This is a genomic window from Mesorhizobium xinjiangense, assembly GCF_009749525.1.
Classification (GTDB): Bacteria; Pseudomonadota; Alphaproteobacteria; order Rhizobiales; family Rhizobiaceae; genus Mangrovimarina; species Mangrovimarina xinjiangensis.
Map to the genome: position 1 here is coordinate 32,882 of NZ_WOAC01000010.1, position 18,032 is coordinate 50,913.

An 18,032-nucleotide genomic window follows, 5' to 3' on the forward strand; every position below is an offset into this window, starting at 1 on the left:
ACTGACTTACTCGCCTTCGCCGTCCTTCTCGCTCACACCCGATTTCTCGATTTTTTCCGGAGCGGCAAATTCCCATTGCAGGCCATGGCTGGCATCGGCGAGGCTTTGCATGAAGCGATCTTGGGACATGGATAGGTCGCACCGGTTAAGCACGACCCAGAAAATCGTCTCCACATAGACCTGCAGATTGATCACATCCTGCCACAGCACCTCGCGTCTGCCACTGTGAACAACGGTAGAGCGAAGCGAGTACAGCCCCTTGATCTGGTTATAAACGGCAACTCGTGTCTTGACGTCCTGAGTGTAGATCACTGCCACATGGCGGCTTATGGTCTGCGTAACTGGGTCATTTTTGTCGTTGGATGTGAGCAGGGCTTCAAGAGCTGTAAAGAAAGAAAGCAATCTCTCGGAGCGATCAGAGACTTGTCGACCTCTCGTCATCCAACCGAGGCCATGTGCCACGCGATAGGCTAGCGACTTATCGGTCGGATCGAACAGAACTGCTGCCTTCGACTGAACCTCGGGCGTACCAAGTTCGGCCGCGACTTCGGCATTTGTTTCATACCAGCCAGGGAGCTTCCCGCCGCCCGTGAACAAGGTGTCACCTTCCATCGTCACATGCGGCTGAGTATGAATCGTCGGATACGTCGGGTGCGCCTCCAGATCGCCCATCTTGGGGAAATGCCCCTGCCACTTTCTCGCGCTGAGCCGCATCAGGCTCACCGCCACGTCGATCAGCCACTTGGCTTCTTCCGCGACATTCTCTTTGGTCGCGGGGACGTCGATTACCCAAACGCTGCTGGGCATGCAAAGCGAAGTGGTCCCGCCTTCATGAAAGGACTGTTTGGGATAGGCGCCGACCGTTAGCATGACCCTTGAAGTCTTCGACAACGGGGTATTTGTGACAGCCAGTTCGGTCCGCATTGATCGAACACGGCCCAGGGCGACGACATCCGAGACCTCATGTCGGACAAGGAAGTTCGGCTCGATATGGACATATTCCCGACCGGCTTCTGCCAGCACCGTATCGACTAGGGCTTTGGCCGCGTCGTTGAGCGCATTTGGAATTGGTTGATCTATTGCCGCAGTCAGCTTCACATATTCCTGACCCGCCTTCTGACACAGTGTACGAATCGTTTTCTCGTGCGCGCTCTTGGCTTTGAGCATTTTGGCAGCAAGTCCAGTGAACTCACGACGCGCTTTCAGATAGTCCTCGGTGAAACGGGCGGAATACCCTGCAAACAGAGTTACGCCATATTCGCCCCAGTCGTGCGGATTTGGATCATCATCCATTACCACACCCTTGTTGAACCCCGTGATGACATCACGCGCATGCTCAAGCAGCTGCTTCTTTTGTCCAGAGTCGAAATACTTCTTCTTCTTTGACATACCCCCCCCCGAAATCACGATTCGCTCGACTTCCTCTGGCTTCATAGATAGCAGCTTTCGAGTCCAGGGACCCGAAACCCGACGGTCAACTTTCCGGCCCCCAAGCTGCCGAGCAGGAATTGCGCGCCCATGTCAGCCGTAGCAATCAGCCCCGCGGCATCCTGAAAGCGGACACTCTCCGCGACGAAGTCGGACATCTCGATTGCGTACACCGCGGTCACCGATCTGCATCCGGGGACACCTTCATACGCCGGTTAGTTTTGAGACAAACGGGGGGTACGCGCCCTTTTTGTTCAAGGACACCGCTACCCGCTTGCGGCATTCGACGCCTTGATGAGGAAGTAGCAGCACGAGAATGCTAGCGTCCGGCCAAGTCGGACATGCCGAGCGGCACGTGCGATCCGGGGCTGATGAAGCTGTAGACGCCGGTCAGGCCCTCTTCCTCGTTCTTGTCGATGAAACCCGACGTGCGCAGGTAAGCGACGACCTGACCCCACTTGTCTTCGGCGAAACTGCCCGGATGCGCAGCAAGCCGCCCCACCGCGATGGTCCGCGCGAGGGTTTCAAGCGCAACCCGCGCGGCATTCAGGCAGGCGTTCTTATTTCCGGCCTTGAACCCGTTCGCCGATTCCTCGATCATGCTGAGGATGGCATCTACTCCCTGAAGCTCTGAGCGTTTCAACTCGCTTGTGAGGTCGTCATCGACTGGCTGCACGCCGTCGATCGCAGGTTCGGCCGGAACGAAGAAATTCTGCTCCCGGCCATACTCGTCTTTGCCCTGGACGATATTGTCGAGCTGAAGGCACAGCTCCAGGTCGGCCCAAAGCTCGTCGTACCGGTATCTCGGGCTGATCTGCGACCGGATCGCTCCGCCGGTCCGCACGAGTTCCTGCAGGATCTCGGTGACCTGGGCATCGGATGCCCCAAGAACCGCGTACATCAAGGCCTCTTCCCACAGGGGATTGTGCCAGCTTCCCGATATTTCATCGGCCGGAATGTCGTATTTTTCAAGGACGAGCACGACCCGCTGCCGCCCCAACAGCGGAAGGAACTGGCATAGCGAAAGCCGGGTCCGTTTGCCTATCTTCATCTCTGCCTCACGCCGCTACTTCGCGAGTCTTCTGGCAGCGGTCGAGGGCGCTTCCGGTTCGACGGCGATATTGATATGCCGGTACGTCACGGTGCCTTCAATCAAGTCTCCCGGAGGCACAATCTGCTTCTTGGTTACTACTACCAGGTACCGCTGACTCTCCAACTCCACTCCAGCCAGTACCCCGCCCGAATACAGGGCAGCTTGCTCTTTGGCGGCCACATATTCGGTATCCGGATTCCCGATGCCTCTCTTCCATTCCGTCAGTACCATTCCCAGAGCTACGGGCGCGCTGCCGATCTGCGGAGGTTCTTGATAGACGAGATCCGTCTTACCGCCGTTTGCGTCGACTTTGAATGCCCAAATGCCGTGCCAAAGGAGATGCAGCGCACCGAGTCTTTCGCAGTGCGTCTCATGCTTCTCAAAAGCCTTTCGCCATTTCGCGCGGTAGTCTTGGTCAACGACAATCAACCTCTGAAGATGCATGAATGCGAGTTCCGCTGCCGACCGGACCCGCTCCGTTTGGCTATCGAGGCAAAAGCTCAGTTCGGCCTCGAATGCGACGAGCTTCACGATGATCGTGCGAACCAGCTTGGCGTCGCCTGCGTTGTTTTCGCGTATCTGCTTTCCGCCATCTTCCATGAACCGCTCGATCGCGGCATTGGCCGCCGCCGGGAGCGAGTCGCGGAATGCCTCCCGAAACTGCTCAATGCTCGTGCGAATGTCCTCACAGTGCTTTTGGAGCGTCTTGTCCGCCCCGTAGGGCGAGCCGCTATTGACAGCAAGGAAACCAGCATGCACCGCAGACGCTCTTTCGAGGCCGTGAATTCTTGCTGAAATAGGTCGCCAAGCGGCAAGATATGTAATTGTGCTCATGATCTACTCTATGAATTCGGCCAGTGACTCCGGAACGAATTCTTTCACAAGGCTATAAGTGTCTCCAGTGAGGAATCGGCTGAGCAGTCTGGACCGACAGTTCGCGCCGCCGCCGTAGCCTCACCGCCCAGGACTTCCGAGCATGGCCCGATGCTTTTTGTCCCGTGCTTTGTTGGGATCTTCGATCGCCTCAACCGACTCGATGTGTTCGGCAATATACTCCGGCGGCAGGCCGTGTTCCCTGCCACCTGCAAGGACAAAGTCCTTGTACCAACCATAGGGTTTGAGGCTGTCGTCGATATTGTCGGGGGTGGCGAGATAGACGAGGACTTTACGCCTGCGACCTTTGTCGTTGATGACCGTGACCATCGCGTGCTCGTAGCCGCTTCCGACGCCTTCAGCCTTATCTAGCTCCGCTCGCTCGACAGGATCGAAGCTGAACAGGACTCCGAGCACGCTATCGTCGTTGCCACTGGGATATGCATTGCATTTCCCGGAGTTGTCTACGCTGCGCTTGTGAAAACGGAGCGAATGACCCGGCAAGGTCGCGATGCCGAGCGGCTTGCAGCTCGGCATGCGTTCGCGCAGCCGGGCGGTTGACATGTTGGACCCATATGCAAAATAGACGACTGGCTCCGGTGGCCCGGTCTCTGTGTTCTTCAGCGCCGCTATTGTGGGATCGCCCGGCTTGAGGATTGTGCGCAGCGGTACCGTCATTATGCTGCACTCGTCGGTTTCTTCGCCCTCGCGTGTGATGATGGGCTGCCCATCGTCGAGGTCGACGATTGGAATCGGCCTGCCGGTCCATCCGCAGTCGGCGCACCGCGGTCTTTCCCAAAGGACTCCGGGTGCCGCGGTGTTTTCGCCCTGTTCGGGCTCGAGGTGTGGCGAGCCGCATTTCGGGCACTCCACAGGCACACCGCGCAGCGCACGAAGGATCAATGACGTCGCCATACCGATGGCGTGTTGGGTCAACGAGTGCGCCATGTCGGCATCAATCCAGGTGGCCGACTTTGAATGCGTCAGCCAATTGGAGAAGGTCCATGCTGACTCAAGCGCACCCTTGAGCGCCCCGCGACGCTCCTTGTTGGTGTCGCCCGGTAGAAGATCGTTGCAGATGATCTCCGCCCACGCGCGAAAGTTTGCGCGCTGCGGCGGTGCGTCGGTCCACGTTGCCGCGCCCTGCGCGACGCCGATCAGTTCGAGTAGCGTTTCCCGGCAGCGGACGCCGACGGCCTGATAGCCCGCGAGGTTGTGCGCCTGTGTTACGGCGGTGCCGGCTTCATCGATCTTCTCGAAGACGGGACCGAACGGGATGATGCGTAGATCGTCTTTCTGCTGCTCTTCCGTACGCGGGATGCGGAGGATCAGGCCAATATGGAAGGTCAGAGCAAGGTCCATATTGGGGAACTGCTCCTGAGAATAGAGGTTTGTGCCACCCGTGATGACCCACCAGCGATCCTTGTTGGTGTGGATATCCCACACGTCGTGGCGGGTGTTCAGGACGGCCTCCGAGTAGACCTTCTGCATGAAGGTCACTTCGAGGTCGGGCGCCTGCCATTTAAAGTATTCCCGGACTTCCTCGATCTCCTCTTCGGTAGCTCTCAACATGATCGGTTCCTGGGGTGGGGGCGTCGCGCCACCTCACTATAGGGGCCCGCGAAAGCCTCGATAGTAGATTGATGTCACCGAGGTTTCAAAATCCTGTGCGGCTACGCGCTGGATGTCCGCTTCGAGCTCACTTGCGTTTTCAATCCCAGCAGGTTGCGCGCAATTTCGTAGGCCGCAAACCCCGCAGAACCGCAGGTGAAGTGGCGGTTCGATCGAACCCGGGCGAGATTTGCCCGGCCGGCAATGCTGGGACAGCCGGAAACACCTTTCTTGGTGGGCACAGAGCATGCCGACGGTAATAAACAGATGGGAATTTTCTTAAAGCGATAGTAATCTTGGGCCGTATGAGCGACGAAGAAAAAGAATGGATACTCCCTGCCTCAATCCCATTTCCGGAATTGAAGGGCCGGGATTTGGAGGAAGGCCTGTATTGGCTCTTAGACGCAATGGGCGCCAAGGACCTCGAGTGGCGCACGGGCGGGAGCGGCGGCGGCGCATCGGATGGCGGCCGCGACCTTGAAGCACATTTCTACACTCCGACGGCAGACCAGGAAATGGAGCCGCAGGTCTGGTGGGTGGAATGCAAAGGGCGGAGTGGAACTGTTGAACCGGACGAGGTAAAAAGCGCGGTTATCAATGCGCAGGCCAGAGGCGACCTCGACTATGTGGTCATCGCGACCAATACCCAGTTCTCCAATCCCACGCGCGACTGGGTAAAGGAATGGCAGAAGAAGAATCCCAGGCCGAAGGTCAAGCTGTGGGACAGCAGCCATCTGGAACGGCTGTTATCGCGCCATCCCGATGTTGTCTTGCGGCTATTTTCCGAAGCACTCAGCCTTGATGGACAGTTTCAGGCGCTCGAATCGCGGTTCTGGAACAAGCTCGAGTTTGTGTCCTCTCCCACCTTGAAGAAGCTTTGGAAGGCTCGCGCGGAGACCGAGCTCACGCCGCTTGGCGGATTCGCGCTTGTCGCAAACGAGTTCGCCAATGGCAGCATCACACGTCGGCCCTGGGGTGCTATTCTTGATGCGGCCTCTCTTGTCCAAGTGCTGCATATAGGTCTGGTGAATGTACCCTACCTGATGATGCGCGCCTCTAAGGCCGGCGTGGAGCAGACGCCAATCATTCGGGCCTTTGCCTATTTGATATTATGCGCAATCGACCAACTACCTGCTGAGAGCGTCGCAGAGCTGGTGATCGACTCCATCACGCGCGGCGAACAGGACAAGTTTCCGGAGGATGTTCAAGCCTATCTGCTGATGCCGATCGCCGATCAACTCCTATCGGAGATGCAGGATGTCTGCAGCGCGGACTGCACGCGAGTGAGCGCATTCAGCCGCATGACACTGACGGAAGATAAGGATGAGATAGACGAATACTGGCAGCGCCTTGAAGCTGCCGGCAGGGAAGAGGTTGAAGAGCCCGAAAAACACCTGCGTCTCGAAAGGCACGATGCGCCGTGCCAGGTGGGTTTCGCCGTCGATAAAGAGCACGGCTGTCCGCTATTCGATGTAGAGCCGAGCGTACAGCATTTTGGCGAACTGCTAGCCATCCTCAAGCGGGTCGCAGCGTACCGCAAAGCTCAGGCCGCGGAGAAAAGGGAGGCTGACGCTGCGAGACGTCAGGCACGAGCCGGATAATATGGGGTCGTCTACACTACCGGATAATTTTGAGGTCGCGCCCGGTTACAGAGTAGCTGACTGGACCTGTCTCACCCTGGACGAACAAAATTCCTCGCCGGAGGACTGGGCTGCAGCCATTTCAATTCTCGACGCGCGCATCCGGTCCCGCTTTATCGAACCGGCGCAGCTGTTAATCGATTCAGATAATGGCAAGGGGCGCGGCACAAACGGTTTTGCAGTACTCGCCATCGATTTTCTGTTGATCGAGACTATCCAGGGATTTCGACGCGGGCTGACCAATCATAACGGCCAAAGCAAAGCGCTCTTCCAGGCATTTCTGACGAGCTGGCCGGCCTTCACCGCATGCGTGCCCGCCGACAAAGATGCAGGGAAACTAGCAGCTAGTGTATTTGAGCAAGGCCGCTGCGCCCTCCATCATACTGGATCGACTGACCGTATTGTCGTGAGAAGGCGGGGCGAGCTTTTTGTCTTCCACGATGATGGACGGATCGAAATAAATCGCAGCCTTCTGCACCAGGAACTGACCAAGGCATTCGACGACTATCTCGCCGCGCTGAACGATCCGGCAAACACGGGCCTACGGAAGAAGTATAGACAGAAGATGGATCACATCTGCTCGTGACGGAACGTAGCGATAGCCTCACCAGAGAACTTCAGGAGTTGCGGGACAAAAGTCCGGCAGAAGCGCTCCGCCGGGTGGACGAGCTGGACGAGACGCCGAACGGCAGGGCCACCGCTGCAATCATCCTAATCGATTGCGGAGATGCTCTTGGCGATCTCGCGTCGGTCAGTCGCGGCGTTGATATCCTTGAAGCCCTATCGGCGGAGATCGCTTTCAGTCCCGATATCGCATACAATTTGGCCAACGGCCTACAGCTTCGCGCGCGGCATTCTGTCGAGTCCGAAATGTCCTTTCGCGGGCAAGTCGCCGATGATCGTTTTCGAGCCCGCGTCCATTTTGGGGCGGTGATGAATGACACTTCGGCGTCACTGGCGACTCAATCTCGAATGCTCACAAATATCGGGATTTTGTTCCTGGAAACGCATCGGTGGGTTGAGGCTCTTGATTGCTTTCAACACGCACAGCGTATCCTGCCGACAAACGCGGTAGCGGCATACCAGGAGATGCGGCGCTTGATGTCGCTGGCGAATCTTTTCTTCCAAAAGGAAGAAACTTACAGGTCCTATTGCCATGTCGATGCCTTGTGCCAGCGCGTTCGATACCTGGCGTCGGTCATTTCAAAGAACTACGACGTCTTCGAGCAATTTGCCGGGGCGTCCGCACTGCCTGAGGTACAAAAGGCGGTGGAGCAGGCACTGACATTCGATGAAGTGCCTGCGAAACCCGTAGATATCCCGTACTTCTCGTTTGTTCGCCGCAACAATATCGCACTGTCCCTGCATTGCAGCACGGAGGAATTTTCGTCCGGACGTTTCGATCTTTTGACTATTCCCCATGTCCACACAAGCTTGCTAGATGAGTCAGGCGTCCCTGAAATTTTTGCCATGATGAACGTCATGAAGGCAGATTTTGCCTTTGCCAGACAGGTTTTCTTCGAAGTTCGCGAGGACGACGCCGGTACGCCGTACTTCGAAACCACATCTCACGCGGACACTCTGGACTATGCCGTTTACGGGGTCAGGTACTCGGCGCTGACAACGGCACAGCGCATTGCATTCGATATCCTCGATAAAATTTCTGTCGCCATAGCCTGCTATTTGAAGCTTCCGCAGGCGCAGAAGACATCCTTCATCAATATCTGGGGCAAGCAGGAAAAGGGAAAGGGGTTCCTCTTGTCGGGGCCAGTTGAGGCCGAACTGATTGGCGGCAATCAACCGCTGATCGCACTCTTCAACATCTTCCAGGATGTCTCAAGGCATGAAAACCTGGGCGACGGCTTCATGGGCGCCCAGAAACAATTCAGGAACTCGTCTACCCATCGATTTACTGTGCTTCATGACATGGGACGCGACCATTCATCGAAGTTGTCGGCCATCGACCACAATAATCTTGAGCAGTTTGAACAGCTGACGCTGGCCTCGTTGAGGCTTGCAAGAGCAGCACTCTTTTATTTCGTCGATTTTATTATTTTCTCTGAGCGCCACAAAGACAACGCACAGGGTGCCTTGGTCTTATCTTCTGAGGTGCCGGACCACGATTACATCAGAGGCCGCAAGGAATAAGCTGACCAGACGAGACGCAACGTCATCGAGTGTTGCTCCACTTGAATGGTAGCTTTCCGCCATTGTTGCCTGAAACCTGCCTGTCCGGATTCGGCCCCGAAGCGGTCGATCTCGTCCGCGCAGCTAGGCTGCCAATGTCCGCGAGAACAATCGGAGGCTATAGCGTATTTCCGGTAGGTGTGGGGATTGGCGGTAGCGGTCCTTAGACTCGATACCTTGGGGCGCCCGACAGCTAGGTCACATGCTCATAAAGGGGATTCCCTTTTGATGGGAGGCATCTCGGCAACTGACCATTCCAACCCGTCGCAGATGCGAAACAAGCGTCTGCGACGGAAGGTTATTTCAGTTGCCGCTGTCTTTAGCGCCACTGCCGCGCCCCCGGGGCACTGTTTCGCCGGCCCGTCATCAAGCGGCGGCGTAGTGGGAGAAGACGTCCGTGCTGCCATTCCGACGGATCAGGAACACGTCGTATGCCTCGCGCTCGTTCTCCGGCCCCATGCCGGGCGATCCGTAGGGCATGCCGGGCACCGCGAGGCCAACCACGTCGGGGCGCTCATCCAGCAGACGGCGAATGTCGGCCACAGGGACGTGACCCTCGATCATGTAGCCCTCGACCCGCGCAGTATGGCAGGAAGCCATCTCCTGCGGGATGCCGCTGTCCAGCTTGTAGCGCATAAGAACCGCCCCGGCGCTCGGCTCAGTCGTGACGGCAAAGCCGTCGTTCTCGAGGATCTCGATCCAGGCCGAGCAGCAGCCACAATTCGGATCCTTCATCACATGAATCGCCGGTCCGGCGCCTTGCGCCAGCGCCCCCAAGGGCGATGCAGCCAGCAGTGCAGCTCCACCGATCAGTAGCGTGCGGCGGGAGAAACTGTCTTGGATCATCTGATTTTCCTTTCGAGATTGTATGCGTGGACTGGCAGGTCAGAGATCGACCCGTCTGAGCCGCAAGGCGTTGGTGATCACCGAGACGGAGGACAGGCTCATCGCCGCCGCCGCGATCATCGGCGAAAGCAGAAGGCCGGTAACGGGGTAGAGCAGCCCGGCCGCGATAGGCACGCCAAGCGCGTTGTAGGCGAAGGCGAAGAACAGGTTCTGCTTGATGTTGCGCAAGGTGGCACGGGCGAGCTTGCGCGCCCGCACGATGCCCATCAGGTCACCGCCCAGCAGGGTCATGCCTGCGCTTTCCATCGCAACATCGGCCCCGGTGCCCATGGCGATGCCGACATCGGCAGCGGCCAGCGCGGGCGCATCGTTCACCCCGTCGCCCGCCATGGCGATCTTGTGGCCGTCGCGGCGCAACTGGTCGATCAGGTCCTTCTTGGCCTCGGGCAGGATGCTCGCCCGCACTTCGTCTATCCCGAGCTTGCCCGCCACCGCCTGCGCCGTGCGTTCGTTGTCGCCCGTCGCCATGATCACCCGTAGTCCCTGCGCGTGCAGTTCGCGAATTGCCTGAGCCGTCGAGTCCTTGATCGGGTCGGCCACAGCCACGATTCCGACAAGCGCGTCATCGACGGCTATGAACATGGCCGTCTTGCCTTCGGCGCGCAGAGCATCGGCCTTGGCTTCAGCCTCACCGGTTTCAAGCCCCATTTCCTGCATCATCGCCGCATTGCCGAGCGCCACCGCGCGTTCGCCGACCTTGCCACGCACGCCCTTGCCGGTGACGGCATCGAAATCCGCAGCCTCCTGACGCGGAGCGCCCTGCGCCTCGGCTCCCTCGACGATGGCCTCGGCGAGCGGGTGTTCCGAGCCGCGCTCCAGCGCCGCGGCCAGCGACAGCAGGTCCGTCTCGGTCAGATCTCCGAGCGCGACCGTATCCGTCAGTTTCGGCTTGCCCATCGTCAGGGTGCCGGTCTTGTCGACGATCAGCGTATCGACGCTGGCCATGCGTTCCAGCGCCTCGGCGTCCTTAATCAGCACACCCGCCTGCGCCCCGCGCCCTGCCGCCGTGGTGATGGATATCGGCGTCGCGAGACCGAGCGCACAGGGACAGGCGATGATCAACACCGACACAGCCGAGGCGATGGCGAAGACAAGCGCGGGTTCCGGGCCGAAGACCAACCAGACGACGAAAGCGACGATTGCGATGACCACAACGGTTGGTACGAACACCGCCGACACCCGGTCGGCCAGACCCTGGATCGGCGCGCGGGACCGCCGCGCGTTCGACACCATCGCTACGATCTGCGCCAGCACGGTATCAGACCCGACCTTGCCCGCCTCGATCACGAGGGAGCCGTTCTTGTTGATCGTGGCCCCGGTTACCGCATCGCCCGGACCTTTTTCGACCGGCATCGACTCGCCGGTCAGCATGCTTTCATCGAGCGAGGATCGCCCTTCGATAACCGTCCCGTCGACAGGGACCGCATCGCCCGGGCGCACGCGCAGACGGTCGCCCTCCATGATGTTCTCGAGCGGCGCGTCGTATTCGGTGCCGTCCGGCAGGATCCGTCGCGCGGTCTTGGGCGCGAGGTCCAGAAGCGCGCGGATCGCGTCGCCGGTGCGTTCGCGGGCGCGCAGCTCGAGGACCTGGCCCACGAAGACCAGCGCCACGATCACCACCGCCGCCTCGAAATAGGTGCCGACGCCATGACCCATCCGGTACTGTTCCGGAAACACGCCCGGCAGAAAGGTGGCGACGATCGAGTAAAGGTAGGCCGCCGCAACGCCGATGCTGATCAGGGTCCACATGTTTGGGCTGCGGTTCACAATCGAGTCCCAGCCGCGCCGGAAGAATGGCAGCGCCGCCCAGAGGATGATCGGCGTGGCGAGCACGAATTCCAGATAGCTGGCCGTCTGGTGCCCGATCCAGTCGCGCACCGGCAGCGCCACCAGTTCGCCCATCGTCAGGATGATGAGCGGCACCGCCGCGGCAGCCGAGATCCACATTCGGCGGGTGAAGTCGGTCAATTCCTCGCTGGGCTCGTCCGAGGGCAGCATCGGCTCGAGAGCCATGCCGCAGATCGGGCAGGACCCCGGCGTATCGCGAACGATCTCGGGATGCATCGGACAGGTGTACTGGACGTTGGCCGGAACAGCCTTCTTCTGCCCGGCGGCCCGGCCCGAAGCGTAGAACCACGGATCCGCCTTGAACTTCGTCTGGCACTTCTCCGAGCAGAAATGGAAGGTTTCGTCCTGGAACTCGGCGTGACGTCCGTCCGGCTTGACCGCGACCGTCATCCCGCAGACCGGATCCTTCGCCCTCTCGGTCCCCGCCGGGATGTCTGGCGTTGCGTGATGATGATCGTGCTCCATGGTCTGCCAGCCTTTCGATCACTTGTTTCAGCTTGCGGCTTCCACTCGTTGGAAGCTCAAGCCCAATTTTATTGATGGTCGTGAGCGCCTTCCCGGACCGGATTGCGCGCCAGGAACACCCGGACGAACAGAAACACCAGCGCCATGCCGATCGCGCCAAGGACGACGATGAGGGGGTCGGATTGCCACTTCATCGCGGCGAAGGCGGCCAGCACCACGGCATCGAGGGCGATGGCCGTCAGCAACACCCAACCCCGAGCGCCGATTTCCTCGCGCAGATGCCGGAACACGCCGAAGTGGATGATCATGTCCATCACCAGATAGAAGAAGGCCCCGAGCGAGGCGATGCGGCTGAGGTCGAAGAAGACCGTCAGGAAGCCCGCGATCACGACTGTGTAGACGAGCGTGTGGTCCTTGATAGTGCCCGGCATCCCGAAATGGCTGTGCGGGATCATCTTCATGTCCGTCAGCATCGCCAGCATCCGCGAGACCGCGAACACGCTGGCGATCAAACCCGAGGCAGTGGCCACCAGCGCCAGCGCCACCGTCAGGTAGAAGCCGATCTGCCCGAGGGCGGGCTGGGCCGCTTCAGCCAGCGCATAGTCCTTCGCCGCCACGATGCGGTCGAGCGGCAGGCTGGAGCCGACGGCGAAGGCGACCAGCAGATAGACGACGACGCAGATGGCGATGGACAGGACGATGGCCCGGCCCACATTGCGGTGCGGGTCGGTGACCTCGGCGCCGCTGTTGGTGATGGTCGTGAACCCCTTGAAGGCGAGGATGGACAGCGCGAGCGACGCGACGAACCCGCTTGCGCTAGAATCTCCGACCGACGCCTCGAACGAGATGCCGCTGGCCCACAGACCGGCCGCCCCGAACAGCGCGATGCCGCCCACCTTGAGAACAGCCATGACGATGGACAACAGCCCGACCGACCGGCTGCCCGAGACGTTCACGAGCCAGGCGAGGACGATCAGCCCGACGCCGAGGATTGGCACCAGCACGCTGTCCGGATCGCCGCCAAATGCCCGCAGCGTGTAGGTGCCGAACGTGCGCGCGACGAGGCTTTCGTTGATGACCATCGACAGTGCCATCAGAAGAGCGGCGCCCGCCGCGACCGTCGTCGGCCCGTATGCTTTCTTCAGGATCATCCCGATGCCGCCCGCAGAGGGATAGGCGTTCGACATCTTGATGTAGGTATAGGCGCTGAACGCAGTCACGATGGCGCCCACGACGAACGAGAGCGGGAAGAGCGGCCCGGCAAGCTCGGCGATCTGTCCGGTCAAGGCGAAGATGCCCGCGCCGATCATCACACCCGTTCCCATGGCCAGCGCGCCAGGAAGGGTAATGCTGTTCCTCTCGTAATCGCTTTTCGTCATGAATTTTCCTTTTCCGGCCTTCTCCGCATCGCCACCCAGAGCAGCGGCAAGCCCGTCACAAGGCCGAGGCCGAGAACTGCCCAAGTCGCCCGGCCGAGGTCTCCGCTCACCGCTTCCCCGCCGAAATGGGCGAGCAGGAAGCTTGCCGGGACAATGCCGACCAGTGTCGCGACGGCGAACCGCCAGGCGTGCAGACGGCTGAGTCCGGCCGCATAGCTGATCATGTCGAAGGATACGAAGGGCATCAGGCGGCTGGCAAAGACCGTCGCCGTCAACGCGGTCTGCGACCCGAGCAGCCCGGCATCGACACGGTCACCGAATACGCGCCGCAAGACGTCGTGCCCCAGAACCCGCGCGAGGCCGAACGCGATGAGCGCGCCGAGTTCCGCGCCGATCACGACCTGCACCGTCCCCCACAGATGTCCGTAGGCCGCCCCGGCGGCCAACGCGATGGGCGCGCTCGGGATCGGGCTGGCTACGACCGCGATGGTCATGAGCGTGACGATCAGGACCGGCCCCCAGAGACCCGCGCGCGCGACAAGCAGTTCGAGCGCCTCACGGTTCGGCACGCCGCGCGCATCGGCGAACACCGACGGCGCGAACAGCCACGCACCGAGCAACCCGATCCCGAGGATCGCCAGCCCCGCGAGAATGGCGGTGCGCAGGCTCATCTCAGATCGCCGCGACGGCCTTCGCCAGAAGTTCGCGTACATCGCCCGCGAGTGCCGTCAAATCGGCGTTCTCGATCGCCTGCATCGACGCCACCGGGTCGATGGCGCTGACCTCGACGCCGCCCTCGACCTCGCGCAGGATCACGTTGCAGGGCAGCATCGCGCCCACCCGAGGTTCGATCCCGATCGCCTGATGCGCCATCTTCGGATTGCAGGCGCCAAGGATGCGATAGGCCGGCATCTCGACATCGAGCTTCTTCTTCATCGTCGCTTTGACGTCGATCTCGGTCAGGACACCGAAGCCATGGTCCGCCAGAGCTGCTCGCGCGCGCTCATCGACATCGTCGATACCGGTGTCCGGGATCATGCGATTGATTGTGTAAGCCATTGAGAGGTCCTTTCACTTATTTTCGAAGGTATTTGATCAGCGCCGCTATGGCCAAAACCACCAGCGCGAGGATCAGCAGGCCGAAGAGCCAGCCGAACCCCATTCCGGAGCCCATGTCGTTCCAGTTCATCATCTCATCCTCCTGATTTTCACCCGTAGGGTGCGCCTTTTGACCGGCCCTCACGACAACATGGGGCAGGACAGCATAGGATCGGTACCGGGACGTCGGGGCGCCCTGTCCGGACGCCCCACCCGGGTCAGGCTGATGCCGTGACCGCGAACTCGGTCATCATGCCGATCGCAAGGTGCGGCATGTGATGGCAATGCAGCATCCAGCGCGCAGCCTCGCCGGCGTCGAGGGCGACATCGACCATCGACATCGGCGGCACGTGAACCGTGTCGCGCAGAGCCCCGGCGACGCGCCGCCCGTTCAGCCCGACGACCTGGAACACATGCCCGTGCAGATGCATCGGGTGGGCCATCATCGACATGTTGTGGAACGACAGCACGACCCGCTTGCCGCTGCGCGCGATGATCGGCTGGTGCTGGCCCCAGATCGCCCCATTGATCGTCCAGACATAGGGCTGCATCGAGCCGCCCAGCATCAGAACATGGCTGCGGTCCACAGGTCGATCCGGCAGGGCATCCAGCGCAATGAGGCGCGCCTCCTGCGCAAAATCGGTGTCGAAAGCGGGGGCTTCGGACTCCGCCATGGCATCCAGGCGCCGGACCTCGGCACCCCGCGAGGCAAGGATCAGGCCGGTGCGCTCCCGCGCGCCTTCGCGCAGGGCGAGGACCGGCCAGGAGCCGCTTTCGTTCGGCAGGTCGATCTCGATGTCCAGCCGCTGGCCCATCGCCAGCCCGAACCGCGTGCCCGGGACAGGCTGGACGGCGTGCCCGTCCACCGCGACAAGTCGCGCCTCTGCTCCACCGGTTTCGATCCAGAACACCGTTGCCGCGGCGGCATTGATGACCCGAAGCCGGATGCGCCCGCCACGCTCGACCTGCACCACCTCCGGGTCCGACAGGGTCCGGTCGTTGGCGAGATAGGCGTCCCAGTCATAATCGTTCAGGTCCATGGCCATGCCGCCCATCATCCCGCCCATACCGGACATGTTGCCCATCGGCATGCCGCCCATGGCGCCATGATTCATGCCCTGCATCGCCCCCACGCCTCCCATGGGCGCGCCTTGCTCGGGCTGCGCAGAGGGACCGGCGCCATCGCCGACATGACCCCCGCTGATCTCCGCCAACACTTCCTCGGGGGCCCTGAAGGAGAAGTCATGCAGGAACATCACGACCTCCTGCCGGTCGGCGAGGATATCCTCTTGCGAGCGCACGATCAGCGGCGCGGCCAGCAGCTGCATTTCCTGGGTAGGTACGTGGCTGTGCATCCAGTGTGTGCCCGGCCGCGCCTCGAAATCGTAGGATCGGGTCTCGCCCGCCGCGAGTAGCGGCATCGGCATGTCCGGCACACCATCCTGCGCATTTGGTGGAATCTGGCCGTGCCAGTGGATTATCGTGCCCACGTCGAGATCGTTGGTCAGATCGACACGGAACTTCTGGCCGGGCTCGAGGACAAGTCCCTGACCGCCGGGACCGGCAAGACCGAAGACCGTGGCCGCGCGCCCGTTAATGTCGAGCGTCCGGGTTGCAGCGATGAGGCTGATTGGGGCCACGGTCTGCGCGAAGGCAAGACGGGGCATGTGTGCAGCGCCAATGGCGGCAGCACTTGCGGCGAGAAAGCCGCGTCGCGAAAGGGTGTTCATGGTCGTCTCCTCGGGAGATCCGTCCCGTTCATCAATGCCGATGGGACGCCGCGGGCGTCGGCCCGGGCGCGATCAGAGGAGACGGAACTTGGGAGGTCGTTCGTTCAGTCCTGGCGCATGGCCGACGTGGCTTGCCTCGGGCGGGAAGTCATGTCGGGAAGGCACGTACTCTTGTCCGGTTTTCGCGCTCGGAAACGGCAGGAAGGCCGTGAAACCGGCGCAGACGAACCCGCACATGCCGGTGTCGGCGGTGCCGCAATGAAGCTGGTCAGCACAGGAGCGTTCGCTGTCATCGGTGACGTGCATCATCTCGCTGACATGAACTACATGATCCTGCCCGGCACTCATGCGCACGGTATGCGCCGGAGTCATCGTTGTGACCACAGCGATCGCGAGCAAGGCAAACATGGTGACGAAGCGATCGATCATCTCTTAGTAGATAGGCTCTGGTCACGACAATGTCCATTGGATCGAGCCACTGGTGACTGCCGGCCGTGGTCAGCGGAGTGTACATTTATGCTGCGAAAAGCCGAGAGAATAGTCGGAGCCTGTAGCGTATATCCGGTAGGTGTGGGGATTGGCGGTATCGGTCCCTAGACTCGATACCCTAACGTTGTATCTCCTACGCTGGAGCACGCCAGAGCGACATCATCCTCCTCGGCCGAGCTGACCTAAACGCTACTTCCGCAGCCGGACCCGCAGATAACTGCTTCGCGCCCTCATGTCGGCCATAGGGGCAAACTTTGCCTCCACCCGGAAGCAGACTTCGGGGTTGACCATGCTGCAGGTTGTGGTCGCCGAAATAAGCGACACTGGTCCAATCGGCACTGTCGACCCCACCGCGACTTTTTCCAATATTGCGCAGCCGTTCATTGAGGCCTTCTTGTGCGCCTTTCAGTCGTCAACCGGCTTCCGCTGTTCCTGCGCGCTTCAATTCAAAGCCGGTTCGCAACCATGATCACCGGGTCGATTTGCTCGGCCTCAAGTGCCTGGAGATAGTTGGCGAACTTCTCAGGCGAATTCCGCCCGGTCAGCAAATGCAGTCCGAGCGGTGGCGGGCCTCCTGCCTTTGCCGCCTTGGCAAAGGCCTCACGGAAGAACGAGATGGCGAAAGCACGCTGGCTTTCCTCCCTGTGAATTTTGAACCCCGCCGCCGCAAGGAGATCCCGTGTCTCGGCTGGTGTTTTGAGAAAGCTCGTCGTCTCCATTTCCGCCCAGGGCACGGGATAGACCATGCCTGGTGCCGGCCCTTTCATAACGTCGAACACGCACAGCGGCGCGCCGGGTCGCAACACGCGGGCAAGCTCGTCGTAGAAGCCCGCCCGATCGGAAATGTTCATGGCAACATGGAACGTAACGGCGGCATCGAACGCGCCGGCGGCAAAGGGCATTGCGAGCACGCTGCCTGCATGAAATGTACAGGCTCCGTCGAGATTCATCCGCGCGGTCAATGTCTCAGCCACCTCAATATATTCGGGCGTGAGGTCAATGCCAGTAACGCGGCAGCCGTGCTCCCTTGCCAGCACCCGCACCGTCCCACCGATGCCGCAGCCGGCGTCGAGCACGTGCATGCCGGCCACGATGGGCATCATGCCGAGCGCCTTAAGTGTTGTGATCCGGCCGGCCGTATGAAACTCGTCCACCGGAGCAAGTTGCTCCGGCGCGGGGCGGGCCGAGTCTCCTCCCGCCGCTTCAAGTCCTGCCAGGATGGCTTCTAGCAGCCCTCGTCTGCCGTAGTGGGCCGTGACAGCGTCTTCCAGATTGTGTTTCATCA

General features: G+C 60.7%; 15 protein-coding genes. 3 read left to right on the forward strand and 12 right to left on the reverse strand.

Translation table 11 applies throughout. From position 1 onward, the window contains the following. Positions 1 to 6: 6 nt before the first annotated feature. The 4 genes from GM909_RS12050 to GM909_RS12065 all read right to left on the reverse strand — a co-directional run bounded on the left by GM909_RS12050 (position 7) and on the right by GM909_RS12065 (position 4,966). Positions 7 to 1,389, reverse strand: coding sequence for a HEPN domain-containing protein (locus GM909_RS12050; RefSeq protein WP_157016638.1), 1,383 nt, complete (start codon positions 1,387 to 1,389; stop codon positions 7 to 9). Between the two features lie 358 nt (positions 1,390 to 1,747). After that, entirely contained in the window at positions 1,748 to 2,479 is a 732-nt protein-coding gene (locus GM909_RS12055; protein ID WP_198174223.1) for a hypothetical protein, read from the reverse strand. Positions 2,480 to 2,494: 15 nt separating this feature from the next. Next, positions 2,495 to 3,355: a hypothetical protein gene (locus tag GM909_RS12060; protein WP_157016640.1), complete on the reverse strand. Its 861-nt coding sequence runs from the start codon at positions 3,353 to 3,355 to the stop codon at positions 2,495 to 2,497. Positions 3,356 to 3,475: 120 nt separating this feature from the next. After that, on the reverse strand, positions 3,476 to 4,966 hold the full coding sequence (locus GM909_RS12065) for a gamma-glutamylcyclotransferase family protein (protein WP_157016641.1): 1,491 nt from the start codon (positions 4,964 to 4,966) through the stop codon (positions 3,476 to 3,478). 344 nt (positions 4,967 to 5,310) lie between these two features. Between GM909_RS12065 and GM909_RS12070 the strand changes: the two genes are divergently transcribed. Genes GM909_RS12070 through GM909_RS12080 form a run of 3 tightly spaced genes read left to right on the forward strand, consistent with a single transcriptional unit; the run spans position 5,311 to position 8,793 of the window. Continuing rightward, on the forward strand, positions 5,311 to 6,606 hold the full coding sequence (locus GM909_RS12070) for a restriction endonuclease (RefSeq protein WP_157016642.1): 1,296 nt from the start codon (positions 5,311 to 5,313) through the stop codon (positions 6,604 to 6,606). Between the two features lies 1 nt (position 6,607). After that, positions 6,608 to 7,231, forward strand: coding sequence for a hypothetical protein (locus GM909_RS12075; protein WP_157016643.1), 624 nt, complete (start codon positions 6,608 to 6,610; stop codon positions 7,229 to 7,231). Continuing rightward, positions 7,228 to 8,793 carry an LA2681 family HEPN domain-containing protein gene (locus GM909_RS12080; RefSeq protein ID WP_157016644.1) on the forward strand — a complete coding sequence of 522 codons (1,566 nt, stop codon included), beginning with the start codon at positions 7,228 to 7,230 and terminating at the stop codon, positions 8,791 to 8,793. Before GM909_RS12075 ends, GM909_RS12080 begins: the two co-directional genes overlap by 4 nt. A 405-nt stretch (positions 8,794 to 9,198) precedes the next feature. Here the strand turns inward: GM909_RS12080 and GM909_RS12085 are convergent, their stop codons facing one another. The 8 genes from GM909_RS12085 to GM909_RS12120 form a co-directional block, all read right to left on the reverse strand. Further along, positions 9,199 to 9,678, reverse strand: a complete 480-nt coding sequence (locus tag GM909_RS12085; protein WP_157016645.1) for a DUF411 domain-containing protein — start codon at positions 9,676 to 9,678, stop codon at positions 9,199 to 9,201. 39 nt (positions 9,679 to 9,717) lie between these two features. After that, complete coding sequence (locus GM909_RS12090; protein WP_157016646.1) at positions 9,718 to 12,051, reverse strand: heavy metal translocating P-type ATPase; 2,334 nt, start codon at positions 12,049 to 12,051, stop codon at positions 9,718 to 9,720. A gap of 68 nt (positions 12,052 to 12,119) precedes the next feature. After that, positions 12,120 to 13,430 carry an APC family permease gene (locus GM909_RS12095; RefSeq protein ID WP_157016647.1) on the reverse strand — a complete coding sequence of 437 codons (1,311 nt, stop codon included), beginning with the start codon at positions 13,428 to 13,430 and terminating at the stop codon, positions 12,120 to 12,122. Next, positions 13,427 to 14,101, reverse strand: a complete 675-nt coding sequence (locus GM909_RS12100; RefSeq protein WP_157016648.1) for a TVP38/TMEM64 family protein — start codon at positions 14,099 to 14,101, stop codon at positions 13,427 to 13,429. Before GM909_RS12100 ends, GM909_RS12095 begins: the two co-directional genes overlap by 4 nt. Position 14,102: 1 nt before the next feature. Next, complete coding sequence (locus GM909_RS12105) at positions 14,103 to 14,489, reverse strand: DUF302 domain-containing protein (RefSeq protein WP_157016649.1); 387 nt, start codon at positions 14,487 to 14,489, stop codon at positions 14,103 to 14,105. 257 nt (positions 14,490 to 14,746) lie between these two features. Beyond that, a complete protein-coding gene (locus GM909_RS12110) occupies positions 14,747 to 16,258 on the reverse strand; it encodes a multicopper oxidase family protein (RefSeq protein ID WP_157016650.1) in 1,512 nt (503 codons plus the stop codon). A 72-nt stretch (positions 16,259 to 16,330) separates the two neighbouring features. After that, complete coding sequence (locus GM909_RS12115; protein ID WP_157016651.1) at positions 16,331 to 16,687, reverse strand: hypothetical protein; 357 nt, start codon at positions 16,685 to 16,687, stop codon at positions 16,331 to 16,333. 506 nt (positions 16,688 to 17,193) lie between these two features. Further along, positions 17,194 to 18,030 carry a class I SAM-dependent methyltransferase gene (locus tag GM909_RS12120; protein WP_198174224.1) on the reverse strand — a complete coding sequence of 279 codons (837 nt, stop codon included), beginning with the start codon at positions 18,028 to 18,030 and terminating at the stop codon, positions 17,194 to 17,196. Positions 18,031 to 18,032: the final 2 nt, after the last annotated feature.